The organism is Actinosynnema sp. NPDC091369 (genome assembly GCF_044757065.1).
Classification (GTDB): domain Bacteria; phylum Actinomycetota; class Actinomycetes; order Mycobacteriales; family Pseudonocardiaceae; genus Actinosynnema.
This window is the reverse complement of sequence record NZ_JBIVUG010000006.1, coordinates 152,750-177,841: the sequence shown is the minus strand read 5'-3', so window position 1 is coordinate 177,841 and position 25,092 is coordinate 152,750. Positions and strand designations below refer to the sequence as shown.

Here is a 25,092-nt window from a genome sequence, read left to right as displayed (position 1 = left end):
CGTCAGGAAGTCCTCTTGGTGGCGCTGATCGCCAGCTCCGCGAGCCGCTCACCGGCCGGTTCGGCGATCGGGGACCGGTCCAGCGCCCGCAGCGCGGACCCGGTCAGCTCGGCGATCCGCTCCTCGACCGCGTCCACCGCGCCCACCTCGCGCAGCCGGGCGCGCACCTCGTCGACCATGTCCACGTCCAGGTCCGGCTTGCCCAGCGCCTCGTGCAGCACGTCCGCGCCGAACTCCATGCCCAGCGCGACCAGCAGCGTCCGCTTGCCCTCGCGCAGGTCGTCACCCGCGGGCTTGCCCGTCACCGCCGGGTCGCCGAACACGCCGAGCAGGTCGTCGCGCAGCTGGAACGCCACCCCGATGTCGGTGCCGAACGACCGCAGGCCGTCCACCAGCTCCGGTGACGCGCCGCCGATCGCCGCGCCCATGTGCAGCGGCCGTTCGACGGTGTAGGCGGCGGTCTTGAGCCGGTCGATGCGCAGCGCCGCGTCCGGCGAGGCGTCCCCGCGGGCCTGCGTGAGCACGTCGAGGTACTGGCCGGCGAGCATCTCGGTGCGCATGTCCCGCCACGGCAGGCTCAGCCGCTGCAACGCGTCGGTGGGCAGCCCGGCGGCGAACAGCATGTCGTCGGCCCAGGCCAGCGCCACGTCGCCGATCAGCACGGACGCCGCCAGCCCGAACCGCTCGGGCTCGCCGAGCCAGCCCTTGGCGCGGTGCTCGCGGGCGAACCGGACGTGCACGGTCGGCATGCCCCGGCGCGTCTCGGAGGCGTCCATCAGGTCGTCGTGCACCAGCGCGCACGCCTGGATCAGCTCCAGCGAGCTGACCGCCGTGAGCACGGCGTCGGCCAGCTCGCCGTCCGGGTCACCGCCCGCCGCCCGCCAGCCCCACCACGCGAACGTGGGCCGGATCCGCTTGCCGCCGCCGAGGACGAAGTCGGCCAGCGCGTCGACGGCGCCGGTGAAGTTCTCCTCCATGCGCGCACCCAGTGCCCGGCGGTCGGCCAGGTAGGCGGCCAGCGCTTCGTCGACGTGCTTGGGCAGTTCGAGGTCCAACGGGTGGGGCGGCACCCGTCTATCGTCACCTCTGCCGCTTCGGGATGCCCAACCGGGGGGCTGGTCCCATCTGGTGACAGCGGTCTTCCACGGCTCGGACGTACCTCTAGGCTGTGCGGCATGACGTCGGTGGTCGAACGCTTGCGCACGGGGTCCCCCGTGTTCTCCGTCGAGTTCTTCCCCCCGCGCGACGAAGCCGAGGAGACCATCCTCTGGCGTGCGATCCGCGAGCTGGAACCCTTCGACCCGGCGTTCGTGTCCATCACCTACGGCGCGGGCGGCTCGTCGCGCGACCGGACCATCCGCACCACCGGCCGGGTGGCGCAGGAGACGACCCTGCTGCCGATGGCGCACCTCACCCTGGTCAACCACTCGGTGGCCGAGCTGCGCAACGTGATCGGCTGGTACGCGGCGGTCGGCGTGCGCAACATCCTCGCCGTGCGGGGCGACCCGCCCGGCGACCCGAACGGCGAGTGGGTGGCCCACCCGGAGGGGCTGACCTACGCCGAGGAGCTGGTGCGGCTGTGCCGCGAGCTCGGCGACTTCTGCGTGGGCGTGGCGGCCTCGCCGTACGGCCACCCGCGGTCGGCGGACCTGGACTCCGACACCGAGTACCTGGTGCGCAAGCTGCGCGCCGGGGCGGACTTCGCGATCGCGCAGCTGTTCTTCCAGCCGGAGGACTTCCTGCGCCTGCGCGACCGTGTGGCCGCGCGCGGCTGCGACACCGTGCTCATCCCGGGCCTCATGCCGCTGACCACGCCGCGGACGTTGGCCAAGACGATCGAGCTGTCGGGGTCGTCGGTGCCGGACGCGGTGGCGCGCCGCCTCGACCCGTACGCCGACGACCCGGCGAGCTTCCGCAAGGCGGGCATCGACCTGGTGACGGAGATGGGGGAGCGGCTGCTCGCCGAGGGCGTGCCGTGCCTGCACTTCTACACGTTCAACCGGTCGAAGGCGACGCGCGAGATCGTCGGCCGGCTCGGGTTGGTGCCGGCCCGCGCCGTCTAGGACGGCGTGCTCGACGATCCGGCCCGCCCGCCATCCGCAGTGGTCGGCGGGCGGGGTCGGTGGTCGGGGTCGGCGGGTGGCGGGTGGCGGGTGGCGGTCACACGCTGTCGACCTGGTGGCGGCGGTGGGCGACGATGGCCAGGATGACCACGATCAGCGCGGCGCCGCCGGTCAGCCCGGCGACCAGCATGGTCCAGCCGAAGTAGGACACCGAGTTGGCGCCCGCGTAGCGGACCGTGGCGCTCAACATCGAGGCTTGGCCGGGCTTCGGGGACCACGCGATCGTCGCGTTGTCCTCTTCTCGCCCGTTCGTGTCGATGATTTCACCCGGAAAACTGATCTTCACCTGGATGTCGGCGCGTTCCGGCGGCACCTGCGTCAGGTCGACCGACCCGGACAGCGTCACCAGGTCGCCGGACCGCCGGAACGTCAGCTGGTACCGGCTGGACGACGCGCTGGTCGCCGCGGACAGCGACCGCACCTCGTCGAAGGTCAGCCCGCTGAACGACAGCTGCGTGCCGACGTAGTCGTCGACCTTGTAGGGCTTGGTGCTGACCCTGCTGGCCAGCTCGTTCGGCACCTTCAGCTGCGGACCGGGGTCGTTGTCCTCGGTCGGCGGGGTGGCGGCGACGATCTCGCCGGACACGCGGTCGTCGGTGGACAACGCCATGGCGGCGTGCAGCCGGACGCACCCCGTCAGCGAGAACAGCGCGAGGAGGAGAACCGGAAGGAGGAGCGCGGAGGCCCTGGGCACCCGGCCATCCTGCCGGCCACGGTCAAAAGTTGACCGGAGGTACACGATCGTGAGCGTGGCTAATTACCTGTTGGAGGGACATGCCCCGCAGGTAACGTGCGGCTCATGTCAACCTCCTCCGCCGGCGTGCACGGCATCAGCAACCAGTTCGTGGCCGACTACGCGGCAGCGGACCCGTTGGCCGCGACGTTCATCGGCAAGCCCGGCCACGACGACCGGCTGACCGACTACTCACCGGAGGGCCACGCCGCCCGCGAGGAGCTGGCGCGCAACGCGCTCGCCGCGATCACCGCCGCCGAGCCCGCGGACAAGTCGGAGGCCGACGCGAAGGCCGTGTTCCTGGAGCGGATCGGCCTGGAGGTCGAGCTGCACGAAGCCGGCCAGATGGAGGGCAACCTCAACGTCATCGCGAGCCCCGTGCAGTCGATGCGCGAGGTGTTCGACCAGATGCCCACCGACACCGCCGACGACTGGGCGGTGATCGCGAAGCGGCTCACCGCCGTGCCGGACGCGGTGGCGAACCTGCGCGCGGGCCTGGCCCACGCCGCCGACAAGGGGCACGTGTCGGCGTTGCGGCAGGTCAGCAAGGTCGCCGAGCAGTGCGACACGTGGTCCGGCCGGGCGGGTGGCAAGTCGTTCTTCGCCGACCTGATCGCCGACGCTCCCGCGGACGGCGCGCTGCGCACCGAGCTGGAGGCGGGCGCGAAGGCCGCCGCCGAGGCGTACGGCGACCTGGCCGCGTTCCTGCGCGACGACCTGGCGCGCAAGGCGCCGGAGAAGGACGCGGTCGGCGAGGACGTCTACCGGCTCCAGTCCCGCTACTTCACCGGTTCCCGGCTCGACCTGGCCGAAGCCTACGAGTGGGGCTGGGAGGAGTTCAGCCGGGTCGAGACCGAGATGAAGCAGGTCGCGAACCGGATCAAGCCGGGCGGCACGCTCGCCGAGGCCGCGGCCGCGCTGGACGCGAACCCGCGCTACCTGGTGCACGGCAAGGACGGCCTGCGGTCGTGGATGCAGGAGCTGTCGGACAAGGCGCTCCAGGACGTGCGCGGCGTGCACTTCGACCTGCCGGACGAGCTGATGAAGCTGGAGTGCCGCATCGCGCCCCCCGGCGGTGGCGTCGGCGCGTACTACAGCAGCCCCACGCCCGACTTCTCCCGTCCCGGCCGCATGTGGTGGTCCGTGCCGGACGACAAGGAGGAGTTCCCCACCTGGCGCGAGGTGACGACCGTCTACCACGAGGGCGTGCCCGGCCACCACCTCCAGGTCGCCACGGCCGTCTACCAGGCGGAGAAGCTCAACGAGTTCCAGCGCCTGATGTGCTGGGTGTCCGGGCACGGCGAGGGCTGGGCGCTGTACGCCGAGCGGCTGATGCGCGAGCTCGGCTACCTGGAGGACGACGGCGACCTGCTGGGCATGCTCGACGCGCACCTGTTCCGCGCGGCCCGCGTGATCGTCGACATCGGCATGCACCTGGAGCTGGAGATCCCCAAGGGCACCGGCTTCCACGAGGGCGAGCGCTGGACCCCGGACCTGGGCCTGGAGTTCATGCTCACCCGCACCATCACCGACCCGGCGCACGTGCGCGACGAGATCGACCGCTACCTGGGCTGGCCCGGCCAGGCCCCGTCGTACAAGCTCGGCGAACGCCTGTGGCTGGCCGCCCGCGACGACGCCCGTTCCCGGCACGGCGACGCGTTCGACCTGAAGAAGTTCCACCGGGACGCCCTGGAAATGGGCGCCATGGGGCTGGACACTCTTCGTGAACGGCTCGCCGAGCTCTGACGTCGGGTGCCGGTGACCCCGGTTTCACGCCGAGGTCACCGGCTCCGGTGTTGGATGGTGGGCGAACGACCGTAGGGGGGACCTGATGACCGGACGTGCGAAGCGGACCGCGCTCGGCGCGGTGCTGGTCGGCGCGCTGCTCGTCGCCGGCGCGCCGGCGTACGCGCAGGAGCAGCCGCTCGGCGACCAGGCCGAGTGGCGCATCCGCCAGGAGATCGTGGACCACGCCCTGCGGCAGGTCGGTCAGCGCGAGGGCAGCGGCAACTACTACCCGCCGCAGTACCAGCTCGCGGGTCAGGGCGTGCTGCGGCCGGCGGAGTGGTGCGGCGTGTTCGTCAACTGGGCGTGGTCGACCGCCGGCGTGCCGGACAAGCCTTCGATGCGCCCGGCTCCCGGCGCGTCGGTGCTGGACCAGGGTCACTGGGCCACCTACTGGCAGAAGTGGGGCAAGGTCAACGGCCGGTGGAAGGACATCGCGGAACGCGACGTCGCACCCGGTGACGCGGTGGTCTACGGGAACTACCCGGACATGCACGCGCACGTCGGCCTGGTGGTCGAGGTCAAGTACGACCGGACCGGTCGCAAGGCCACTCACGTGCGGACGGTCGAGGGCAACTTCGGTGACCGGGTCGTGTACTCGAAGCTGCGCAAGATCGAGGGCCTGAACGCGGGCAAGTACCTCCAGGCGTCCGGTTTCGTTTCGCCCTTCTAGGTCTGCGCGAAGCTCGATAGAGCAAAGCTCGAGAAGCAAAAGATCAAAAGATCACAAGCGTCCTCGCCGTCCGGCGAGGACGCTTTTCAAGGCTTTTCTTGCAGTTTTATGCGGTATGCGGGTCGCCGTCAGGTGATGGGAAGCGTCCGCCCGAGCACCGCAAAGGGTCGGGGATCACCGGTGAACTGGTAGTGCCGCAGCACGTCCACGAAACCCATCCGCAGGTACAGCCGCCAAGCCTTGCTCGGCCCCTCCGGAGTGGACAACAGCACCCGTGAACTGGGCACGCCCGCCACCAGGTTCCGCAGCAACTGCTCGCCCACCCCCCGTCCCTGCGCGCTGGGCAGGACGTGGAGTTCCGTCAGTTCGAAGTAGTCGCGCATCCACTCCTCGACCGCTCGAGGGCCGGACACCATGGTCAGTCCGTGTCGCACCTGCTCGTGCCACCACTGGCCGACGGAACCCCGGTAGCCGTAGCCGATGCCGATCAGCTCGTCCTGCTCGCCCAGCGCCACCACGCACCGCCAGCCGTCGCGCAGCATGTGGGCCAACCACATGGGCGCGCGCTGCTCGGCCGTGCCGGGTGGGTACTCCATCGCGCTCACGTAGAGCGCGAGCGCCTCGTCCAGTCGGGAGTTCAGCTCCCGGCTGGACAGCGTGACGATCCGCTGGGACGGCGCGGCGGTCACTGGGCGACCTCGGCCGGGGTGCCGCCGGTCAGGTCGACCAGGCCCTGGTAGGTGGTCGGGTAGACGGCGTGCGGGTGGCCGGCCGCGGCCCACACCACCTCGTACTGCTCCAGTGCGACGTCGACGAACGTCATGATCGGCGCGGGGTGCCCCACCGGGGAGACGCCGCCGATGACCTGGCCGGTGTGCTCGCGGACGAACGCGGGGGTGGCCCGTTCGATCGAGTCGGCGCCCGCCGGCACGGCCAGCTTGGCCGTGTCCGCGCGGTGTGCGCCGGAGGTGAGCACGAGCAGTGGCGAGGGCACGCCGTCGCGGACGGCGGCGAACACGAGGCTATTGGCGATCGCGCCGACCGGCACGCCCACCGCCTCGGCCGCCGCGGCGGCGGTGCGGACGGCGTCGGCCAACACGCGGATCCCGTTCGCTGCCTCGTGGTGGCCCGCCTCGGACAGTGCGGCGGCCACCTTGCGGATGCCGGGGTGGTCGAGTGCGCTCACCTGTTCATAAGACCACGGACGGTCGGGTTGAGGAGTTCCGGGCCGGCAGGATAGTCTGGTCTGGCTCGAACGTTTGTTCGAGCAATGCCTTGGTGGTGGGGCGGGGGAAGCGCCCCACCACCAAGTGCCGCCGTCTCCCCGCGGCGGTCGTCGCTGTCCCGACGCCGCGAGGAGGCCGCGAGATGACTCAGACCTTCCCCCGCCGCCGCATTCCCCTCCCGCTACCACCGGCGTCGGCGGTGAGCCTGCTCGGGCAAGCCCGCGAGTGCCTGGCCGAGGCCGAACGCGACCCGAACCCGCCCACCCGCTTCGCCACGGCCTACCTGGCCGCGATGCGGGCCGCGGCGGCCGTGCTGGCGGCCAGGGGCCGACCCCACCGGGGCCGGGCCAAGCCGACCAGCGTGTGGGTCCTGCTGTCCTCCCTCGCGCCGGAGCTGCGCGAGTGGGCCGCGTTCTTCGCCGAGTGCTCGGCGACGCGCGCGGCCGTGCTGGCGGGCATCACCAGGCAGGTCACCCAGCGCGCAGCCGACGACCTGGTGCGCCAAGCGGCGCAGTTCACCGAGTTGGTCGACGAGATCATGTACGAGGACGGACTGTGAGCAGGGGACTGGTCGCCTACGACCGCCTGATCGACGTAGTGGAGGCCGAAGCCGAGCGCCTGGCGGCGTCGGCCGAGGGACAGCGCCCGGAACGCCAGGTGCCCGCGTGCCCGGGGCTCAACCTCGGGGAGACGGCCCGGCACGTGGGCAGCACGTACCGGATGGTGTCGACGTGGCTGAGGGAAGGCAGCCAACCCCTGGTGTGGCAGCAGGACCCGGAGCCGGGACAGACGCTCCCCGAGTACGTGCGCGCGGGCGTGCGACCGCTGGTGCGGGCGCTGCGGCCGCACGAACCGGACGACCCGTGCGAGACGTGGTGGCCCGCCGAGCGCAACCACAACTTCTGGGCGCGACGGCTCGCGCACGAGTCGACCGTGCACCGGATGGACGTGCAGGCGGCGGCCGGGCTGCCGGTCGACCCGGTGGACGACGACGTGGCCGAGGACGGCGTGGACGAGATCCTCACGCTGTGGCTGGGTCACCGGCTGGACATCCTCGGCGTGCGCGGCACGCGCGAGGGGACGGTGGCGATCCGCACCGGCGGGAAGGTGTGGCTGGCCACCACCGGCCCGGACCCGGCCGTGTCCCGGCTCGCCACCGAAGAGGAGGCCGCTTCGGCGAACGGCGAGGTGACCGGCACGCCGATGCAGGTGTACCGCTGGCTGTGGGGCCGCATCCCGGACCGCGACCTGCCGCCGACCACCGGCGACCACGACGCGATCGCCCAGCTGTGGGCGTTGCTGAGGCTGGCCACCAAGTAACCGCGCCACACCGCAGAACGTGCGCCCGCCGCCGGACACCGACCCCGTCCGACGGCGGGCGCACCCACGTTCACCCGCACCCGCACCGGCGGCACCGGCTCACAGCGCCAGGGAAGTGACCTCCACCAACCCGTCACCCGTCGCCGTCTCCAACCGGAACCGGGCCGAACGGCCGTCGATCTCCAGCACCCCCACCGAGTTGCCGAAGTGCGGGCCGCTGAACTTGTGCCACGCCACCGGGTCCGGCGAGATCCCGCGCCGGTCCGCCCACCACCGCAGCACGCGCGCGATCGGCTTCGACCACGACAACCGGAACGCGGGCCGGAACACCCACGGCGGATCGTTGTGCACGGGCGAGCACACGAGCTGGTACACCTTCGCGTCCACCGACGAGGCGAACGTCGCCCGTGCCGCGTAGCTGTGGTGCACGTCCCCGGACAGCACGCACACCGTGCCCGGCGCGTCGTCGGACCGCGAGATCCGCTCCAGCAACCGGGCCAGCCGCTCGAACGACGCCCGGAACGCGGGCCAGTGCTCCAGGTCCGCGACCTGCCGCACCTTCTCGCCGACCCGGCCGCGCCACCCCGGCAGGCCCGCCATCCGCTCGTTCAACGACTGGAAGTGGCTCAACCCGTGCGGCATCAGCCACGGCAGCGACGAGCCGATCAGCAGGTGGTCGAAGTCACCGGTCGCGTTGGCCTCGATCCAGTCGAACTCGCCGTCACCCACCATGAGCCGCTGCGGCCCGGACAGGATGCGCCCGCTGCGCGTGTCGATCACCAGCAGCCGCACCCGGCCGAAGTCGCGCCGGTAGCTCCACCGCGTCGACTTGCCGCCGTCGACCTCCTGGTCGGCCCGCTCGGCGAACTCCTCCAGCATCGACTGCACGTCACCGCCCGCCGACCGCACCTTGGCGTACAGCTCGTCGGCCGCCAGCTCCTCCGGGCTGAGGTTGCCCAGGTGCTGGTAGACCCAGTAGGACGCGAGCCCGGCCTGGATGCGCTCCGGCCACCACCGCTTGGTCGCCATCTGCTCGCGCCACGTCCGCGACGTGTTCCAGTCGTCGCGCACGTCGTGGTCGTCGAAGATCATCGACGTCGGCACCACGGACATCAGCCAGCGGATCTCGGGGTCGGCCCACGACTCGTGGTACAGCTCGGCGTACTCGCGGAACGACACCACCTCACCCGCCGGCTCCGCTCTGCGCTGGGCCAACCACTCTTTGATGCGCGGCGTCGGCTCGTCGGCGTAGACCTGGTCGCCCAGCAGCACCAGCGCTTCCGGCCACTGCTCCTGCGGCTCGTCCTTCATCCGCAACGCGTACGCGTCCAGCGCGTCGAACCCGAGCTTGTCCGGCGTGCCCTCGCCCTTGGCCGCGCGGCACGACCCGAACAGCAACCGCCGCACCGGTCCGGTCCGGATGCGCGGCGGCGGGAACGGCGAGTCCGGCCGCGGCCACACCACGTCACCGTCCAGTCGCACGTCGTAGGACGTGGTCGAGCCCGGCGCGAGCCCTTCGACCACCACCAGGGCGAAGTGCTGCTCGCCGACCTGGAACGTCTCCGCCCGGTGACCCGCGACGGAGACCTCGCACGCGGCGTCCGTCTCCACCCACACCGTCGCCGACGTGGAATCGACGTGCCGCAGCACCGGACCGAGAACCAGCTGAGCCATTGCGCAGACGTTACCTTCGGACCATGGCAACGAGGTGGTACGACGTCGTGGTCGATTCGGCCGACCCCGCCGCACTGGCCCGGTTCTGGGCCGGCGTGCTGGGCAAGCCGATCACCGGCGAGGGCGCGGACGAGGTCGACGTGGCGCTGAGCGACGGCCAGGAACTGGTGTTCGTGCCCGTCCAGGACCCGAAGGCGGGCAAGAACCGGGTCCACCTCGACCTGGCGTCCACCTCGCCGGAGGACCAGGAGGCGATCGTGACGCGGGCCGTGGACCTGGGCGCGCGGCCGGTCGACATCGGGCAGGGCGACGTGCCGTGGGTGGTGCTGGCCGATCCCGAGGGCAACGAGTTCTGCGTGCTGGAGCAGCGTGACGAGTACGCGCGCACCGGTCCGGTCGCCGCGGTCGTGGTGGACGCGCTCGACCCGCGGGCGCAGGTGGCGTTCTGGGCCGGGTTGACCGGGCTGCCGGTGACGCGCGACGACGACGGCTTGTCGGCGTTGACGCAGGAAGCCGGGCCGGCGCTGGAGTTCCTGCGGGTGCGCGAGCCGAAGGCGGTGAAGAACCGGCTGCACCTGGACCTCGTGCCGCCCGCCGACGGCGACCTGGCGACCGAGGTGGCCCGGCTGGAGGCGTGGGGCGCGGTGCGGGTGGACGTCGGTCAGATCGACGTGCCGTGGGTGGTGCTGGCCGACCCGGAAGGCAACGAGTTCTGCGTGCTCACCCCGCGCTGACGACCCCACCCCGGCCGCCGAACCGCCGGTGGCGGACGGGTGGCACCAACCAGCCACCCCTCCCGCGCCGCATGGGTACTGTGCGCACCAGGAGCCGGCCTGGGGGGAGAACGGTGATGCGGCCCGCCTACCTCGAACCGCGCACGGACGTCGACGCGCTGGACGACTGGTCCACCCGCCTGGTCCTCGACCAGTTCCGCGGCTACGTGACCTGGTCCGTCGTCATCGCGGTGGGGCTCCTGGTCGTCGCGGTGAGCCTCGTCGTGTTCCCCGACCCCGCCCCCGGCACCGTGGCGGCGGTGGTCGTGCTCGGGCTGCTGGGCCTCGTGACCGCGATCCCGCCGCTGGCGCACCGCGTCGAGACCGCGCCACGCCGGCGCGGACTGCTCGACCGACCCTGGCGCCGCGTGCCCGCGACCGTCGTCGCCGGTGGCGGGAAGTGGGACGAGGACCGGCTCCTGGTCTTCGCCGAAGACGGGACGGTCGTCCTGCGGGGCCTGCTGTCCGACGGGCTGGACCTGGTGCTCGACCGGCAGGAGGTCTTCCTGTGCGGGCCCGACGAAGGAGGCCGGGCCGTGGTCCGAGTCGCGGGCCTGTGCCGCATGTTCCCGGTGCGGGTCGACACGAGCGAGGACGAAGCCAGGCCACGCGAACGCGAACCGCACGTGATCGGCAGACCTCTGGACGACCCGGCCGTGGCCCGCGCGGCGCGCGGCTTCCGCTGGGGCACCCGGACCCGGGTGTGGTGCGCGCTCGGCGCGGCGGTCGGCGCGGTGCTGGTGGCGTTGAGCGTGCGTCCGCTGTCCCCGGCCGGCCTGGTGGTCGGCGGACTCCTGATCGTCGCCGCCGCCCTCATGACGCCGAGCTCGTTCCTGCTCGACCGGCTGTACCGCGAGGCGGTGGCGGCCCTCGACTCGGCGACCGGGTGGACCCCGGCGCCGATCACGTTGTTCCCGTGGGAGTCCACCGACGAGGTCGCCGGTCTCGCCCAACTGCCGGGCGGCACGGCGGTCGTGCGGTTCCCGCTGCCCGACCCGGACCTGGTCGCCAACATCGCCGACACGGGCACGCTGTGGGTGGCGGGCGACGGCGAGGTCGTCACGGTCGGCCTGCCGCGCGTCCCCGCGCTGATGTTCGCGATGGTCCACCCGGACCGCGACGTGCCGGAGGACACCCCGACACCGTGGCTGCTGCACGTGCTGGAACCGTCGTGGGACGGCGTTCCGGCGCTGCGCGGCTGATCGTCGTGGTCCGGGAGGGGCGAACCGCGTTGCTGGACGACGAGGCGCTGGAGCGGTCGTCGGTCGTGGCGAACTGCGCGATGAACCGGGAACGCGGGCTCACCGGCTCCAACGGCTACGGCCGGGAGCTCGGTGTCGACGTCGCCGCCCTGATCACCGACCGGTTGTCGCGGGGCGCCGGGACGTTCCGCTGGCTCGACCTGTGCTGCGGCACCGGCACGGCGCTGCTGGAGTGCGCCCGGCTGGTGGACGACCCGAGGCTGCGGATCACCGGTGTCGACCTCGTCGACTTCTTCGCCCGCCCGCCGCACTCCGGAGTGGAGTTCGTCACGGGCCCGGTGGCCTCCTTCGTCCCGCGGCACCCTACGACCTGGTGACCTGCGTCCACGGCCTGCACTACATCGGTGACAAGCTCGACGTCCTCACCCGTGCGGCGTCGTGGCTGACCGAGGACGGTCTGCTGGTGGCGAACCTGGACCTCGCCGCGGTCGTGACGGAGCAGGGGCGTCCGTGGGGCCGACGACTGGCCGGGGCGTTGCGGTCGGCCGGGTTCGACCACGACTCGCGGCGGCGTCGCATCAGCCGCGTCGGCCGCGGGGACGTCCGCCTGCCGTTCCGGTACCTCGGGGCCGACGACCAGGCCGGACCCAACTACACCGGCCAACCGGCCGTGAACTCGCACTACTCCGAGGTTTTCGCGCACTTGGAGTAGTGCCGCTCGCCTCGGTCGAGCCTGAGCTCGCGTCTGAGCGTGTCTGGCGGTTTCACGGCAGGCCGTCTACTGTGCGCCAGTATGCAATATATTAGTCGGGCGCTGTTCCGCGATCAGGCGCTGCACGCGATCCGCGAGGCGATCATGGGCGGCGACCTGGCGCCCGGCGCGCCGATCAAGGACGTGGAGCTGGCCGAGCGGCTGGGGCTGTCCCGGACGCCGGTGCGCGAGGCGCTGGCCCGGCTGACCGACGAGGGGTTGGTCGAGAGCAAGCCGCACAGCTACACGCGCGTCACGCCGTTGGACACGGCCGCGGTGCGGGACGCGCACGTGGTCGTCCAGTCGATGCACGCCCTCGCCGCCCGGCTGGCCGTGCCGCGCGTCGTCGAGGCGGACCTGGACGCCATGCGCGCCGCGAACACGACGTTCGCCCGCGCCCTGGCCGCCGGCGACGTGCCCGCCGCGCTCGCCGCGGACGACGAGTTCCACGCGGTGGCCGTGCGGCGGGCGGACAACTTCGCCGTCGCCGCCACCATCGAGCGCTACACGCCGCTCGTGCGCCGCCTGGAACGGCTGCGGTTCGCCGCGCCCACCGGCCGCCACTCGGTGGCCATGCACGACGAGATCACCACCGCCTTCGCCGCGGCCGACGCCGACCTCGCGGCGCGGCTGGTGGAGCGGAACTGGGCGACGTTGGCCGACCTGCTCTCGGTTGAGGAGAACTGACATGGCACTGGGCGATTTCGAGCGCTTCCCGCTGACCTTCGGGCCGTCACCGGTGCACAAGCTGGAACGGCTGACCAAGCACCTCGGCGGCGCGCAGGTGTGGGCCAAGCGGGAGGACTGCAACTCCGGGTTGGCGTACGGCGGCAACAAGACCCGCAAGCTGGAGTACCTGGTGGCCGAGGCCCTGGCGACGGGCTGCGACACGTTGGTGTCCATCGGCGGGGTGCAGTCCAACCACACGCGCCAAGTCGCCGCCGCCGCGGCGCGCGCCGGCCTGAAGTGCGTGCTGGTGCAGGAGAGCTGGGTCGACTGGCCGGACGCCGTGTACGACCGGGTGGGCAACATCCTGCTCAGCCGGTTGATGGGCGCCGAGGTGCGGTTGGTGGAGGCGGGCTTCGGCATCGGCGTGAAACCGGCTTGGGAGCAGGCGATCGAGGACGTGCGCGCGGCCGGCGGCAAGCCGTACGCGATCCCGGCGGGCGCGTCGGACCACCCGCTGGGCGGGCTCGGGTTCGCCGGCTGGGCGGCCGAGGTCGAACGTCAGGAGACCGAACTGGGCGTGCGGTTCGACACGGTCGTCGTGTGCTCGGTGACCGGCAGCACGCAGGCGGGCATGGTGGCCGGGTTCGCGGGCAGCGGCCGGACGATCATCGGCATCGACGCCTCCGCCGAACCGTGCGACACGCGCAGCCAGATCACCCGCATCGCCAAGAACACGGCCGGCCTGCTGGGCGTCGAGGTGACCGACGACGACGTCATCCTCGACGACCGGTTCCACGAAGGCATCTACGGCGTGCCCGGCGAGTCCACCTTGGACGCCATGAAGCTCGGGGCCCGCCTCGAAGGCATGATCACCGACCCGGTGTACGAGGGCAAGTCGTTGGCGGGGCTGGTAGAGCTGGTCTCGACCGGCGAGATCCCGCGTGACGCCAACGTCCTGTACGCCCACCTGGGCGGCCAGCCGGCGCTCAACGCCTACAGCGCCCTGTTCCGCTGAGCCGAGCCCGGTGTCGGCTCGGCACCCTGGTCCTCCGAGCGTTCTGGTCCCTGAGCGTTGGGGGCCGCTGAGCGTCGGGGCCGCTGACCGTCTGAGGGCCGCTGAACCTGAGGGTGTCCGCTGACCGTCCGGGTGTCCGCTGGGCGGTGCGGTGTGGGTGTGCGCTCGGTGGGGCGGGTTGGGTGTGCGGTGGGTTCGCGTCGTATGTGTGGGGTGCGGGCCCTGGGGTGTTGGGCTTGGGGGACGGGTGCCGTGGGCCGCTGCCTCCTTTCATTCCGGCAACTTCAATGGTGTGGCGAAAAGTTCCGGGTCGGCTTCCTCTTTTGGGTGATCTCCATGGGGGCGGTGGGTGGTGCGGGTTGGTGGGTCATGCGCGGAGGCGGAGACCTTTGGGGGTGGCGCGGAAGCCGGCTTCTTGGAGGATGGTGGCCAGGTGGGAGCCCAGGGCGAGTTCGCCGTCGGCTTTTTGCACTGCCAGTTGGCCCAGCCAGCCGTCGCGCACGGCGCGGCTCAGGGCTTGGGCGGCGGCGCGCAGGGAGTCCTCCTCCTCGGTGAACGACAGCAGGGAACGGCCGCCGCGCTCGACGTAGAGGGTGGCCAGGCCGTCCACCATCACGACGAGCGCACCGGACTTGCGGCCCGGCCGGTGCTTGCCCTCGCCCGACAGGTCCGGCCACGCCAGGGCGGCGCCGTAGGGCTGGGCCGGGTCGGTGGCGGCCAGGACGACGGCTTCCGGCTTGCCCACGTGGTCCTGGCCGGGTGGGCGGGATGAGGCGCGCAGCCGGTCCACGGCGCCGCGGGCGGCGAACTGCGCGGCACCCAGCCCTTCCACCACGTAGCCGCGCACGACCTGGCCGGACTCCTCCATGGCGCGCAGCACCCGGTAGACGCCGCTGAAGCCGCCGGTCACCCGCTCGGTGTCCAGCGCGCCCCGCGTCAGCACGCCGTGCCGTTCGAGGAACGCCTCCGCCCGCGCGTGCGCACGCCGGGTCGCGTCCGCGGCGGGCACGACGGCCAGTGACCAGCGGCCGGCGACGGTCGGTGGTCCGGTGCGGCTGGGCAGGTCCGGTCTGCCGGCCCGCATCCGCGCGTAACGGCCCCGCGGCGCGGCCCGTCGCGGTTTGTGGGCCGTGCCGCCGCCGGCGACCAAGGCCCGCAACGGCGCCAGCGTGTCGTTGGTGACCACCCCCGCCCACACCAGGTCCCACAACGCGCCGACGACCTCGCTGTCCGTCGTCGGCCCCTGCAACGACACCCGGTCGACCACCTGCCGGAAGAACAGCGCGCCGCCGCCCAACGCCTCCACCACGGCGGTGTGCAGGGACGATTCCGGCATCGCCTCGGGCACCAGGTCCGGCAGCAGCAGGTCGGCCACGTCGGTCGGCGCCAACGCGATCCAGCCGTCACCGCCCGCCAGCGAACCGCACCCCGTCCACGTCACCTCGCCGGACGCGGTCAGCTCGTCGAGCAGCGCGGGGCTGTAGCCGGGCAGCCGCGCGGGCAGCACCAGCGACTCGACCGCGCTCGCGGGCAGCGGCGCGCCCGCCAACTGCTCGACCACCGAGTACACGTCGTCCACGGTCGGCGCGGACCGCAACCGCCGCCCCACCCCGTGCCAGCTGGGCAGGAACCGGCCCAGCGCCGCGGGCTCCACCGGCTCCACCTCGGCCCGCAACCGGGCCAGCGACGCGCGCCGCAGCCGCCGCAGCACCTCGGCGTCGCAGTACTCGGTGTGCGTGCCGCCGGGTCTGAGCTCGCCGCGCACCAGCCGCCCGGTGGCCGCCATCCGCTCCAGCACCCCGGTCACCACGGCCACGCCCAACCCGAACCGCTCCGCCGCCTCCACCGCCGGGAACGGCCCGTGGGTGCGCGCGTAACGGGACAGCAGGTCGCCCAGCGGGTCGGCCACCGGCTCGGTGAACACCTCCGGCACGCCCACCGGCAGCGCCACGCCCAACGCGTCACGCACCCGGCCCGCGTCCTCGATGCCGATCACCCGGTCCTCGCCCGCGATGCGCACCCGGATCGCCCGCCGCTGCGCCACCAGGTCGGCCAGCCACTCCGGCCGCACGCCCCGCTCCGCCGCCTCGGCCTCCGACAGGTCGCCGAGGAACCGCAGCAGGTCCGCCGCACCCTCCGCGTCACGCGCGTGCCGGTCCGGGGCCAGGCGCTGGAGGTTCCGCTCGACCTCCGCGACCACCTCCGGGTCTAGCAGCTCCCGGATCGCCTCGGAGCCCAGGAGCTCCGCCAGCAGCGCCGAGTCCAGCGACAACGCCGCCGCCCGCCGCTCGGCCAGCGGCGCGTCCGCCTCGTACAGGAACATCCCGACGTAGCCGAACAGCAGGCTGCGCGCGAACGGCGACGGCGACGGCGTCTCCACCTCCACCACGCGCACCCGCCGCGCCCTGATGTCGGTCATCAGCTCACGCAGGCCGGGCACGTCGTACACGTCCTGCAAGACCTCGCGCATGGCCTCCAGCACCACGGGGAAGCTCTCGTACTTCGCCGCCACGGACAGCAGCTGCGCCGCCCGCTGCCGCTGCTGCCACAACGGCGAGCGCTTGCGCGGGTCGCGCCGGGGGAGCAGCAGCGACCGCGCCGCGCACTCCCGGAACCGGGCCGCGAACAACGCCGAGCCGCCCACCTCGGCCACCACGACCTGCTCGACCTCCTCGGGGTCGAGCAGCACGTCGTCCGCTCCCGCCACGACCTGCGCGCCGTCCAGGTCGACCGCGTCGGGCAGCCGGATCACGATCCCGTCGTCGGAGTGCGCCGCCTGCACCTCGATGCCGCGCCGCTCCCGCAGCCGGGCCGCGATGGCCAGCGCCCACGGCGCGTTGACCTGCGCGCCGAACGGCGAGTGCACCACCAGCCGCCAGTCGCCCAGCTCGTCGCGGAACCGCTCCACCAGCACGACCCGGTCGTTGGGCACGTGCCTGGTCGCCTCGCGCTGCTCGCCCAGGTAGGCCAGCAGGTTCGACGTCGCCCACGCGTCCAGCCCGGCCGACGCGGTCCGCTCCGCCGCCGACGCGTCCTCCATCGTGGACACCTCGCGGAGGAACTTGCCCAGCGCCCTCCCCAGCTCCAGCGGGCGGCCCGGCGCGTCGCCCTTCCAGAACGGCATCCGCGCGGGCTGGCCGGGCGCGGGCACCACGATCACCCGGTCGTGGGTGATGTCCTCGACCCGCCACGACGACGTGCCCAGCAGGAACGTGTCGCCCACCCGCGACTCGTAGACCATCTCCTCGTCCAGCTCGCCGACCCGCGAGCCGGGGCCGCGCTCGGACGGCGGCGTCATCACCGCGAACAGGCCGCGGTCGGGGATCGTGCCGCCCGACGTCACGGCCAGCCGCTGCGCACCCGGTCGGCCGCGCAGCTCGCCGGTGATGCGGTCCCACGTGATGCGGGGCCGCAGCTCGCCGAACTCCTCGCTCGGGTACCGGCCCGCGAGCATGTCCAGCACCGCCTGCAACGCCGACTCGGGCAGCGCGGCGAACGGCGCGGCCCGCCGCACCAGCCCGGCCAGCGACTCGACCGTCCACGGCTCCATCGCCACCATCGCCACGACGTGCTGCGCCAGCACGTCCAGCGGGTTGCGCGGGTACCGCACGGCCTCGATCGCACCGTCCCGCATGCGCTCCGCCACGACCGCGCACGACACCAGGTCGCCCCGGAACTTGGGGAACATCACGCCCCGCGACACCGCGCCGACCTGGTGCCCGGCCCGGCCGACGCGCTGCAGGCCCGACGCGACCGTGGGCGGCGCCTCCACCTGCACCACCAGGTCGACCGCGCCCATGTCGATGCCCAGCTCCAGCGACGACGTGGCCACCACGCACGGCAGCCGGCCGGACTTCAGCTCCTCCTCGACCACCACCCGCTGCTCGCGCGACATGGAGCCGTGGTGCGCGCGGGCGATCGCGGCCGAGCGCTGGGTGGTCACGCCGGACTGGCCGGCCGCCTCGGCCGGGAACCGCTCCGGCTCGGCGACCTCGTCCGCGGTCTCCTCGGCGAGCTCGTTGAGCCGCGCGGTGAGCCGTTCGGCCAGCCGGCGCGAGTTGGCGAACACGATGGTCGACCGGTGCTGCCGGACCAGCTCCAGCACCCGCTGCTCCACCGACGGCCAGATCGACGCCCGCTGCTCCGCGCCCGCCGCCGAGCCCGACACCTCGCCGGTCGGCTCGCCGAGGGCCGACATGTCCTCGACCGGGACCTCGACCCGCACTTCGATCGTCTTGGCCGTCTTCGGCTGCACGACCCGCACCGGCCGCCCGCCCGCGAGGAACGCGCCCACCTCCTCGACCGGCCGGACCGTGGCCGACAACCCGATCCGCTGGGCGGGCCGCTCCAGCAGCGCGTCCAGCCGTTCCAGCGACAGCGCCAGGTGCGCGCCGCGCTTGGTGCCCGCCACCGCGTGCACCTCGTCCACGATCACCGTCTCGACGCCGCGCAACGAGTCCCGCGCGGCCGAGGTGAGCACCAGGAACAGCGACTCGGGCGTGGTGACCAGCACGTCCGGTGGTGTCCGGGCGAACGCCCGCCGCGCGTCCGCGGGCGTGTCGCCGGTGCGCATGCCGACCGTGATGTCCGGCTCGGGCAGCGACAGCCGGTGCGAGGCTTGCCGGATGCCCGCCAACGGGGCGCGCAGGTTGCGCTCCACGTCCACCGCCAGCGCCTTGAGCGGCGAGACGTAGAGCACCCGGCACCGCCGCCTGGGCTCGGCGGGCTTGGGCGTGGCCGCCAGCCGGTCCAGCGCCCAGAGGAACGCGGCCAGCGTCTTGCCCGACCCGGTCGGCGCGATGACCAGCGCGTGCTCGCCCGCGGCAGCGGCCTCCCACGCCCCCGCCTGCGCCGCCGTGGGCGCGGCGAAGGCCCCGGCGAACCACTGCCGGGTCGCGGGGGAGAAAGCGGCCATGACGTCCACACCCGACATCTTGAACCAGCGGTCCGACATTTATCGGTTGTGGCACGATCACCCCGTTCGAACCGAAGGGGTGACCGTGCGCGTCCTGTCCGTCGACCTGGGCACTTCCAACACCGTCGCGGTGCTCGCCGCGCACGGCAGGCCGCCCCGGGTCGTGGAGGTCGACGGCTCGGCCACCATGCCCTCGGCCGTCTACTGCGAGGAGGACGGCACGCTGGTCGTCGGCCGCGACGCCGAGCGCCGCGCCCGCCTCGACCCGGCCCGCTTCGAGCCCAACCCCAAGCGCCGGGTGGACGACGGCGTGCTGCTGCTGGGCGACAACGTCGTCCCGGTCACCGACGCGCTGGCCGCCGTGCTGCGCCGCGTGCTGGACGAGACGACCCGCCAGCTGGGCGGTGAGCCGCTGGACGAGGTCCGCCTCACCCACCCCGCGCAGTGGGGTCCGACGCGCCGCAACGTGCTGCTGTCCGCGGCCCGCCTCGCGGGCGTGAGCGCCGAGGTCGTGCTGGTGCCCGAGCCGGTCGCCGCCGCCTCCCACTACGCGTCGCTGTCGGTCGGCCAGGCGCTCGCGGTCTACGACCTGGGCGCGGGCACGTTCGACGTGGCCATCGTCGGCGCCACCCAGAGCGGCTTCACCGTGCTGGCCGAGGACGGCTTGCAGGACCTGGGCGGCCTGGACGTCGACCAGGCGCTGCTGGAGCACGTCGGCCGGCAGGTCTCGCACCGCGACCCGGCGGCCTGGCAGCGGCTGCTGCGCCCGGAGTCCACCGCGGACCGGCGGGCCCGCCGCACGTTGCAGGAGGACGTGCGCGCGGCCAAGGAGTCGCTGTCGCGGCACGCGCACACCGAGGTGCCGATGCCGGAGCCGTTCGAGGACGTGCTGGTCAACCGCTCCGACCTGGAGGCGCTGGTCCGGCCGAGCATGATGCGCAGCGTGGAGCTGCTGGAGTCCACGATCCGCTCCACCGGCATGGCGCCCAACCAGCTCGCCGGCATCTACCTGGTCGGCGGCGCGAGCCGGATCCCGCTGGTCGCGAACATGATCGCCGAGCAGGTGCGGATCGTGCCGACGAGCCTGGACCAGCCGGAGACCGCGGTCGCCCTGGGCGCGCACCACGTGCCCAAGAACGGCATCACGCCGCGCTCCCAGGAGCCGACCCGGCCCAAGGAGCCCGACACGGTCGTCACCAAGCCGGTGACGCCGCCCGGCGGGGTGTACCAGGCCAACCCGGCGGTCAGCGGCGCGCACCCGGTGAACCCGGCCGTGAGCGGCCCGTACCAGGTCAACCCCGGCACCAGCGGCGCGTACCAGGTCAACCCGGCGGTCAGCGGGCCCTACCAGGTGTACCCGCAGACCGGGCCGCAGCAGTTCAACTTCCCGACCGTCGGCACGCGCGCGCCGGCCGAGTCGAAGAAGAAGCCCGACCGCAAGATGCTGCTGATCGCGGCGGGCGCGGTCGTGGTGCTCGCGCTGGCCGTGGTCGGCGGGATCTTCGCGCTCAGCGGGGTCGACGTGCCCAGCGCGCAGGAGTGCAAGAACGACACCCAGCAGGACGACAAGGGCTTCACCGAGTGCCTGCGGCTGCTCGCGGGCACCATCCCGGACACCAGCACGTGCAAGGCGGGTGGCACGCCCGGCGTGGGCGGCGTCAACGGCATCAAGGGCACCGTGGTCAGCTGCGCGGTGAAGGACGACTACTCGGTCCAGTACGTGCTCACCGAGACCGTCATCGGCGCGCAGCACGGCGCCGAGGCCGTGGTGCGGTCCCTCAAGACCGACATGGTCGAGGCGCAGTGGGCGGGCAACGGCCTCACCGGCAAGTACCGGGCCGCGGCGGACGGCGGGCTGGGGCTGCTCGTGTTCACCGCGGACAACCTGCCGCTGCTGGGCATCGTGACCAAGAGCGGCGGTGAGGAGCTGACCGCCGACCAGGTCGCGGACTTCTTCGAGGCTGCGGTCCAACCCGGCACCTGAGACCCGGACGGTGGCTGGTCGGGCCCGGTCCCGGCCGGCACAGTCAAGATCATGACTGTGGTCGACGCCGTGCAGCGCAGGGTCCTGCGGGTGCTGGCGGTGACCCAGGTGCTGGGCGCGGCCGGCGTCACCATCGGCCTGGCGGTGAGCACGCTCATCGCGGCCGTGCTGGCCGACTCCGACGCGGTCGGCGGGATGGCGCAGACCGCGGCCGTGCTCGGTGCGGCGGTGTTCGCGCTGCCCGCGGCCCGGCTGGCGGCCCGCAGCGGACGCCGTCCCGCGCTGGTGCTGGGCTACGGCGCGGGCGCGGTGGGCGCGGCGGTGGCGGCGTGCGCGGTGGTGCTCGGCTCGTGGCAGGTGCTGCTGGTGGCGCTCGTGCTGTTCGGCGCGGCGTCCAGCGCGAACCTCGCCGCCCGGTACGCGGGCGCGGACCTCGCCCATCCGCACCGCAGAGCGCGCTCGGTGGCGTTGGTGGTGTGGGCGGCCACCGTGGGTGCGGTGGCCGGGCCGAACCTGGCCGACCCGGCGGGCCAGGTGGCCGTGCGGCTGGGCTTGCCGGTGGGCTCCGGGCCCTACCTGATGTCGGCGGTGCTGTTCGGCCTGGCCGCGGTGGTCGTGCTGCGGTTCCTGCGGCCCGACCCGCTCGTGCTCGCGAAGTCCGCCGTCGCGCCCTCGGTCGGCACCAAGCGGTCGGTGGCGGTGTGGCGGTCGCTGCCGCCGGCGGGGAAGCTCGCGCTGGGCGGCGTGACGCTGTGCCACACCGCGATGGTGGGCCTGATGTCGATGACCCCGGTGCACATGGAGCACGCGGGCTCGTCGCTGCGGGTCGTGGGCGTGGTGATCAGCCTGCACGTCGCCGCCATGTACGCGGCCAGCCCGCTGTTCGGGTGGATGGCCGACCGGCTCGGCCGGGTTCCGGTGCTGGCGATCGGCGCGGCGCTCGTGGTCGCGGCCTCGGGCATCGCGGGCATGGCGCCGTCGCACGACGCGCCGCAGCTGGCCGCGGGGCTGGCGCTGCTGGCGTTCGGCTGGTCGGCGGGCATGGTGGCGGGGTCGGCGCTGCTCACCGAGTCGGTGGCGGTGGTGGACCGGCCGGCCGCGCAGGGGCTCTCCGACCTGTGCATGAACGCGGGCGGCGCGCTCGGCGGCGTCGCGGCGGGCGTCGTGGTGACCGCGTGGTCCTACGCCGCGCTGGGCCTGGTGGTCGGGTTCACCGCGCTGCCGCTGCTGGTCACGTGCCTGTTCGCGTCGTTGCAGCGGGTGCGGTGACCGCTCGCCCGGGTGGTCAGCGCTTGCGGTTGTACCAGAGCGCGCGCAGGCCCACCACGATTGCCGCGACGAGCCCGGCGATCACCGCGACCGTGGCGATCGGCGAGGACATGCCCGTGGGGTCTTCCTGCAACAACAGCACAGGTCGAGGTTAGCGCGCCGCCGCCGCGAACTCGCGCACCCGGGCCGTCTCGCCCGCCGTGCGCCAGACCAGGCCCCAGGCCAGCCGCGGCGCGCCCACCAGCGGCAGGAATGCGATCCTGGGACGGGCGAAGTAGCCGGCGGCGTGCGCGCCCAGCGGGCAGACGCCCTCGCCGGTGGCGATGGCGGTCAGCAGCTCCTGGAACGTCGTGACGTCCCGTCCGCGCTTGATCGGCGCGCCCTTGGGTGTCGTGTCACGCCAGTAGGCGGCGCGGAAGACCGTGTCGCGGGCCAGGTCCTCCAGGGTCACGGACTCCTGCCGCGTGAACGGGTGTGTGTCGGCCACCGCGAGCACCAGTGGCTCCTCGAAGAGGACCGGACCGGCCGTCAGATCCGGTTCGCCGACCGGGAACAACGTCACCAGCACGTCCACCTCGTCGGCCCTGAGCAGCGAGAACGGGTCGGTGAACGGCGCTTCGCGGACCAGCACCTCGCTGTCCGGGTGCCGGGCGCGGAACCTGTCCAGGACGTCGGTGACGAGGTCGGCGACGGCCGGCGCCTCGAACCCGACGCGCAGCAGCGACGTGCCGCGTGCGGCCTCCACAGCGCGCGCTATGCCGTCCACGATCTGCTGGTAGGCGGGTGCCAGGTCGTCACGCAGGCGTCGGCCGATGGGCGTGAGCGCGACCCGGCGGCTGGTCCGCTCGAACAGCGGCGCGCCGATGCGGCGTTCCAGCTGCTTCACGGACTGGCTGACGCGCGCCTGGGAGACGTGCAGCCGCTCGGCGGTGCGGCTGAAGTGCAGCTCCTCCGCCAGGGTCAGGAAGACCTCCAGGTCACGACGTTCCATAACCGCCAGGTTATCGTTCCATCCGATCTCCGCCGTTGTTCGGATCCCGTGCCGCGACGAGTCTCGACGTCATGGAAAACCCGCTCCTCGTCCGCGCCGACCAGGCCGACAAGCTCGACGCCGACCCCGCCGCCGTGGTCACCCTCCTCGCCGACCTCGACGGCCTGACCAGCAACCGCTCCACGTTCCGCGACGGCTCCGACGGCGCGCCGCCGCACTTCCACACCCGCGCCTCGGAGCTGTTCTTCGTGCTCGACGGCACGCTCCAAGTGCTGCTGGACCAGGACGTGGTGACCCTGGAGCGCGGTGACTTCCTCGTCGTGCCGCCACGCGTGCCGCACGCGTTCGGCGCGCTCAAGGGCGCGGACGCGGACGTGCTGTTCGTCTTCACGCCGGGCATGGGCCGGTTCGACTACTACCGCCTGCTCGACCGCGTGCAGCGCGGCGAGGCGAGCCCCCAGGAGATCCGCGACTCGCAGGACCGGTTCGACAACCACTACGTCGACAGTCCGGTGTGGAAGGCCGCGCGCTAACCTGGGCCCGATGCGCATCACGATGTTCCGCAAGCTGATGGCCAACGAGTTCGGCCAGGTCAGGGCGGAGATGGTGGCCCGGGACCACGTGCTGTCCGCCCTCGGCGGCCGGACTCCCGACCAGGCGTTGGAGGCGGGCCTGCCGGCCAAGGAGATCTGGCTGGCCGTCTGCGACGCCTTCGACGTGCCGGAACAGCGCCGGTGACCCGGTGTGTCGACCAGGTGGTCGAACACCTGTTCGGCTACACTCGCCGACACGACCGGGTGACAACACCCCGCAGGTGACCTGGTCCCCGCCGAAAAATGTCGGACCCCACCCGTAACGTCGGCCCCGACATCGCACCGCGACCCCAAGACACTCCGAGGTGGACTCCAGATGGCACCCCAGGCACCCGACCGGGACAAGGCCCTCGAACTGGCCCTGGCCCAGATCGACAAGCAGTTCGGCAAGGGCTCGGTCATGCGGCTCGGCGAGGAGACCCGCGCCCCGATCCAGGTGATCCCCACCGGCGCGATCGCCCTCGACGTGGCGCTCGGCATCGGCGGCCTGCCCCGCGGCCGCGTGATCGAGATCTACGGCCCCGAGTCCTCCGGTAAGACGACGGTGGCGCTGCACGCCGTGGCCAACGCCCAGCGCAACGGCGGCATCGCCGCGTTCATCGACGCCGAGCACGCGCTCGACCCGGACTACGCGAAGAAGCTGGGCGTCGACACCGACGCGCTGCTGGTCTCGCAGCCCGACACCGGCGAGCAGGCGCTGGAGATCGCGGACATGCTGGTCCGCTCCGGCGCGCTCGACATCCTGGTCATCGACTCGGTGGCGGCCCTGGTGCCCCGCGCCGAGATCGAGGGCGAGATGGGCGACAACCACGTGGGTCTGCAGGCCCGCCTGATGAGCCAGGCGCTGCGCAAGATCACCGGTGCGCTCAGCAACTCCAACACCACCGCGATCTTCATCAACCAGCTGCGCGAGAAGATCGGCGTGATGTTCGGCTCGCCCGAGACCACGACCGGTGGCAAGGCGCTGAAGTTCTACGCGTCGGTCCGGCTGGACGTGCGGCGCATCGAGACCCTGAAGGACGGCGGCGAGCCGGTCGGCAACCGCACCAGGGTCAAGGTCGTGAAGAACAAGGTGGCCCCGCCGTTCAAGCAGGCCGAGTTCGACATCCTCTACGGCCAGGGCATCAGCCGTGAGGGCTCGCTCATCGACATGGGCGTGGACCAGGGCATCCTGCGCAAGTCGGGCGCCTGGTACACCTACGAGGGCGACCAGCTGGGCCAGGGCAAGGAGAACGCGCGGAAGTTCCTGCGCGAGAACCCGGACGTGGCCAACGAGATCGAGAAGCGGATCAAGGAGAAGCTGGGCATCGGCGCCACCCTCGACGCCGAAGAGGCCGCTGCGGCTCCGGTCGAGTTCTAAGCGGGCGTGGCAGGACGAGGTGGCCGTGGTCGCGGG

General features: G+C 72.8%; 24 protein-coding genes. 16 read left to right on the top strand and 8 right to left on the bottom strand.

Annotated elements, in window-relative coordinates:
* Window positions 1–2: 2 nt before the first annotated feature.
* On the bottom strand, window positions 3–1,070 hold the full coding sequence (locus tag ACIQMJ_RS23945) for a polyprenyl synthetase family protein (protein WP_499763231.1): 1,068 nt from the start codon (window positions 1,068–1,070) through the stop codon (window positions 3–5).
* A gap of 105 nt (window positions 1,071–1,175) precedes the next feature.
* Between ACIQMJ_RS23945 and ACIQMJ_RS23940 the strand changes: the two genes are divergently transcribed.
* Window positions 1,176–2,063, top strand: coding sequence for a methylenetetrahydrofolate reductase (locus tag ACIQMJ_RS23940; RefSeq protein WP_387488478.1), 888 nt, complete (start codon window positions 1,176–1,178; stop codon window positions 2,061–2,063).
* A 97-nt stretch (window positions 2,064–2,160) separates the two neighbouring features.
* Here the strand turns inward: ACIQMJ_RS23940 and ACIQMJ_RS23935 are convergent, their stop codons facing one another.
* Window positions 2,161–2,817 (bottom strand): DUF3153 domain-containing protein, encoded by a 657-nt coding sequence (locus ACIQMJ_RS23935; RefSeq protein WP_499763230.1) that lies wholly within the window; start codon window positions 2,815–2,817, stop codon window positions 2,161–2,163.
* Window positions 2,818–2,922: 105 nt separating this feature from the next.
* On the opposite strand from ACIQMJ_RS23935, the gene ACIQMJ_RS23930 reads away from it, so the two are divergent.
* Both ACIQMJ_RS23930 and ACIQMJ_RS23925 read left to right on the top strand, forming a co-directional pair.
* The gene (locus ACIQMJ_RS23930) at window positions 2,923–4,602 is read left to right on the top strand and encodes a DUF885 domain-containing protein (RefSeq protein ID WP_499763229.1); all 1,680 of its coding nucleotides are present in this window, start codon (window positions 2,923–2,925) and stop codon (window positions 4,600–4,602) included.
* A gap of 85 nt (window positions 4,603–4,687) precedes the next feature.
* Complete coding sequence (locus ACIQMJ_RS23925) at window positions 4,688–5,314, top strand: CHAP domain-containing protein (protein ID WP_499763228.1); 627 nt, start codon at window positions 4,688–4,690, stop codon at window positions 5,312–5,314.
* 128 nt (window positions 5,315–5,442) lie between these two features.
* Here the strand turns inward: ACIQMJ_RS23925 and ACIQMJ_RS23920 are convergent, their stop codons facing one another.
* Complete coding sequence (locus ACIQMJ_RS23920; protein WP_499763227.1) at window positions 5,443–6,003, bottom strand: GNAT family N-acetyltransferase; 561 nt, start codon at window positions 6,001–6,003, stop codon at window positions 5,443–5,445.
* Window positions 6,000–6,500: a YbaK/EbsC family protein gene (locus ACIQMJ_RS23915; RefSeq protein ID WP_499763226.1), complete on the bottom strand. Its 501-nt coding sequence runs from the start codon at window positions 6,498–6,500 to the stop codon at window positions 6,000–6,002. The genes ACIQMJ_RS23920 and ACIQMJ_RS23915 overlap by 4 nt, the downstream gene beginning before the upstream one ends.
* A 182-nt stretch (window positions 6,501–6,682) precedes the next feature.
* Here ACIQMJ_RS23915 and ACIQMJ_RS23910 point away from each other — a divergent pair, with 182 nt between their 5' ends.
* Both ACIQMJ_RS23910 and ACIQMJ_RS23905 read left to right on the top strand, forming a co-directional pair.
* Window positions 6,683–7,099 carry an SAV_6107 family HEPN domain-containing protein gene (locus ACIQMJ_RS23910; RefSeq protein WP_499763225.1) on the top strand — a complete coding sequence of 139 codons (417 nt, stop codon included), beginning with the start codon at window positions 6,683–6,685 and terminating at the stop codon, window positions 7,097–7,099.
* Window positions 7,096–7,860: a maleylpyruvate isomerase family mycothiol-dependent enzyme gene (locus ACIQMJ_RS23905; protein ID WP_499763224.1), complete on the top strand. Its 765-nt coding sequence runs from the start codon at window positions 7,096–7,098 to the stop codon at window positions 7,858–7,860. The genes ACIQMJ_RS23910 and ACIQMJ_RS23905 overlap by 4 nt, the downstream gene beginning before the upstream one ends.
* Before the next feature lie 99 nt (window positions 7,861–7,959).
* Here the strand turns inward: ACIQMJ_RS23905 and ACIQMJ_RS23900 are convergent, their stop codons facing one another.
* Window positions 7,960–9,534: an alkaline phosphatase D family protein gene (locus ACIQMJ_RS23900; protein ID WP_499763223.1), complete on the bottom strand. Its 1,575-nt coding sequence runs from the start codon at window positions 9,532–9,534 to the stop codon at window positions 7,960–7,962.
* Window positions 9,535–9,557: 23 nt separating this feature from the next.
* Here ACIQMJ_RS23900 and ACIQMJ_RS23895 point away from each other — a divergent pair, with 23 nt between their 5' ends.
* The 6 genes from ACIQMJ_RS23895 to ACIQMJ_RS23870 all read left to right on the top strand — a co-directional run bounded on the left by ACIQMJ_RS23895 (window position 9,558) and on the right by ACIQMJ_RS23870 (window position 13,944).
* Window positions 9,558–10,268: a VOC family protein gene (locus ACIQMJ_RS23895; RefSeq protein WP_499763222.1), complete on the top strand. Its 711-nt coding sequence runs from the start codon at window positions 9,558–9,560 to the stop codon at window positions 10,266–10,268.
* 116 nt (window positions 10,269–10,384) lie between these two features.
* Window positions 10,385–11,509, top strand: a complete 1,125-nt coding sequence (locus ACIQMJ_RS23890) for a hypothetical protein (RefSeq protein WP_499763221.1) — start codon at window positions 10,385–10,387, stop codon at window positions 11,507–11,509.
* Complete coding sequence (locus tag ACIQMJ_RS23885; protein ID WP_499763220.1) at window positions 11,479–11,886, top strand: class I SAM-dependent methyltransferase; 408 nt, start codon at window positions 11,479–11,481, stop codon at window positions 11,884–11,886. Before ACIQMJ_RS23890 ends, ACIQMJ_RS23885 begins: the two co-directional genes overlap by 31 nt.
* Window positions 11,883–12,221: a hypothetical protein gene (locus ACIQMJ_RS23880; RefSeq protein WP_499763219.1), complete on the top strand. Its 339-nt coding sequence runs from the start codon at window positions 11,883–11,885 to the stop codon at window positions 12,219–12,221. Before ACIQMJ_RS23885 ends, ACIQMJ_RS23880 begins: the two co-directional genes overlap by 4 nt.
* Before the next feature lie 81 nt (window positions 12,222–12,302).
* Entirely contained in the window at window positions 12,303–12,947 is a 645-nt protein-coding gene (locus ACIQMJ_RS23875; protein WP_499763218.1) for a GntR family transcriptional regulator, read from the top strand.
* Window position 12,948: 1 nt separating this feature from the next.
* Window positions 12,949–13,944, top strand: a complete 996-nt coding sequence (locus tag ACIQMJ_RS23870) for a 1-aminocyclopropane-1-carboxylate deaminase (protein ID WP_499763217.1) — start codon at window positions 12,949–12,951, stop codon at window positions 13,942–13,944.
* Window positions 13,945–14,311: 367 nt separating this feature from the next.
* Here ACIQMJ_RS23870 and ACIQMJ_RS23865 read toward each other — a convergent pair whose 3' ends face one another.
* Window positions 14,312–18,898: an ATP-dependent helicase gene (locus ACIQMJ_RS23865; protein WP_499763216.1), complete on the bottom strand. Its 4,587-nt coding sequence runs from the start codon at window positions 18,896–18,898 to the stop codon at window positions 14,312–14,314.
* Between the two features lie 46 nt (window positions 18,899–18,944).
* Between ACIQMJ_RS23865 and ACIQMJ_RS23860 the strand changes: the two genes are divergently transcribed.
* Both ACIQMJ_RS23860 and ACIQMJ_RS23855 read left to right on the top strand, forming a co-directional pair.
* Window positions 18,945–20,843 carry an Hsp70 family protein gene (locus tag ACIQMJ_RS23860; protein ID WP_499763215.1) on the top strand — a complete coding sequence of 633 codons (1,899 nt, stop codon included), beginning with the start codon at window positions 18,945–18,947 and terminating at the stop codon, window positions 20,841–20,843.
* Between the two features lie 51 nt (window positions 20,844–20,894).
* Entirely contained in the window at window positions 20,895–22,112 is a 1,218-nt protein-coding gene (locus ACIQMJ_RS23855; protein WP_499763214.1) for an MFS transporter, read from the top strand.
* A 16-nt stretch (window positions 22,113–22,128) separates the two neighbouring features.
* Here ACIQMJ_RS23855 and ACIQMJ_RS23850 read toward each other — a convergent pair whose 3' ends face one another.
* A complete protein-coding gene (locus tag ACIQMJ_RS23850) occupies window positions 22,129–22,254 on the bottom strand; it encodes a hypothetical protein (RefSeq protein WP_498773742.1) in 126 nt (41 codons plus the stop codon).
* A gap of 9 nt (window positions 22,255–22,263) precedes the next feature.
* Entirely contained in the window at window positions 22,264–23,103 is an 840-nt protein-coding gene (locus ACIQMJ_RS23845; protein WP_499763213.1) for a LysR family transcriptional regulator, read from the bottom strand.
* Window positions 23,104–23,174: 71 nt separating this feature from the next.
* Between ACIQMJ_RS23845 and ACIQMJ_RS23840 the strand changes: the two genes are divergently transcribed.
* The 3 genes from ACIQMJ_RS23840 (at window position 23,175) to recA (ending at window position 25,056) form a co-directional block, all read left to right on the top strand.
* Window positions 23,175–23,636, top strand: a complete 462-nt coding sequence (locus ACIQMJ_RS23840; protein WP_499763212.1) for a cupin domain-containing protein — start codon at window positions 23,175–23,177, stop codon at window positions 23,634–23,636.
* Window positions 23,637–23,646: 10 nt separating this feature from the next.
* Window positions 23,647–23,841 carry a DUF3046 domain-containing protein gene (locus ACIQMJ_RS23835; protein WP_141978196.1) on the top strand — a complete coding sequence of 65 codons (195 nt, stop codon included), beginning with the start codon at window positions 23,647–23,649 and terminating at the stop codon, window positions 23,839–23,841.
* A 171-nt stretch (window positions 23,842–24,012) separates the two neighbouring features.
* Window positions 24,013–25,056, top strand: a complete 1,044-nt coding sequence (gene recA, locus ACIQMJ_RS23830) for a recombinase RecA (RefSeq protein WP_387488434.1) — start codon at window positions 24,013–24,015, stop codon at window positions 25,054–25,056.
* Window positions 25,057–25,092: the final 36 nt, after the last annotated feature.

Bases quoted from the DNA above. Each gene is read 5' to 3' on its own strand.
- recA (WP_387488434.1), top strand. From the start codon at position 24,013: ATGGCACCCCAGGCACCCGACCGGGACAAGGCCCTCGAACTGGCCCTG.
- ACIQMJ_RS23875 (WP_499763218.1), top strand. From the start codon at position 12,303: ATGCAATATATTAGTCGGGCGCTGTTCCGCGATCAGGCGCTGCACGCG.
- ACIQMJ_RS23895 (WP_499763222.1), top strand. From the start codon at position 9,558: ATGGCAACGAGGTGGTACGACGTCGTGGTCGATTCGGCCGACCCCGCC.
- ACIQMJ_RS23865 (WP_499763216.1), bottom strand. From the start codon at position 18,898: ATGTCGGACCGCTGGTTCAAGATGTCGGGTGTGGACGTCATGGCCGCT.
- ACIQMJ_RS23940 (WP_387488478.1), top strand. From the start codon at position 1,176: ATGACGTCGGTGGTCGAACGCTTGCGCACGGGGTCCCCCGTGTTCTCC.
- ACIQMJ_RS23870 (WP_499763217.1), top strand. From the start codon at position 12,949: ATGGCACTGGGCGATTTCGAGCGCTTCCCGCTGACCTTCGGGCCGTCA.
- ACIQMJ_RS23930 (WP_499763229.1), top strand. From the start codon at position 2,923: ATGTCAACCTCCTCCGCCGGCGTGCACGGCATCAGCAACCAGTTCGTG.
- ACIQMJ_RS23855 (WP_499763214.1), top strand. From the start codon at position 20,895: ATGACTGTGGTCGACGCCGTGCAGCGCAGGGTCCTGCGGGTGCTGGCG.
- ACIQMJ_RS23845 (WP_499763213.1), bottom strand. From the start codon at position 23,103: ATGGAACGTCGTGACCTGGAGGTCTTCCTGACCCTGGCGGAGGAGCTG.
- ACIQMJ_RS23900 (WP_499763223.1), bottom strand. From the start codon at position 9,534: ATGGCTCAGCTGGTTCTCGGTCCGGTGCTGCGGCACGTCGATTCCACG.
- ACIQMJ_RS23840 (WP_499763212.1), top strand. From the start codon at position 23,175: ATGGAAAACCCGCTCCTCGTCCGCGCCGACCAGGCCGACAAGCTCGAC.
- ACIQMJ_RS23910 (WP_499763225.1), top strand. From the start codon at position 6,683: ATGACTCAGACCTTCCCCCGCCGCCGCATTCCCCTCCCGCTACCACCG.
- ACIQMJ_RS23835 (WP_141978196.1), top strand. From the start codon at position 23,647: ATGCGCATCACGATGTTCCGCAAGCTGATGGCCAACGAGTTCGGCCAG.
- ACIQMJ_RS23925 (WP_499763228.1), top strand. From the start codon at position 4,688: ATGACCGGACGTGCGAAGCGGACCGCGCTCGGCGCGGTGCTGGTCGGC.
- ACIQMJ_RS23890 (WP_499763221.1), top strand. From the start codon at position 10,385: ATGCGGCCCGCCTACCTCGAACCGCGCACGGACGTCGACGCGCTGGAC.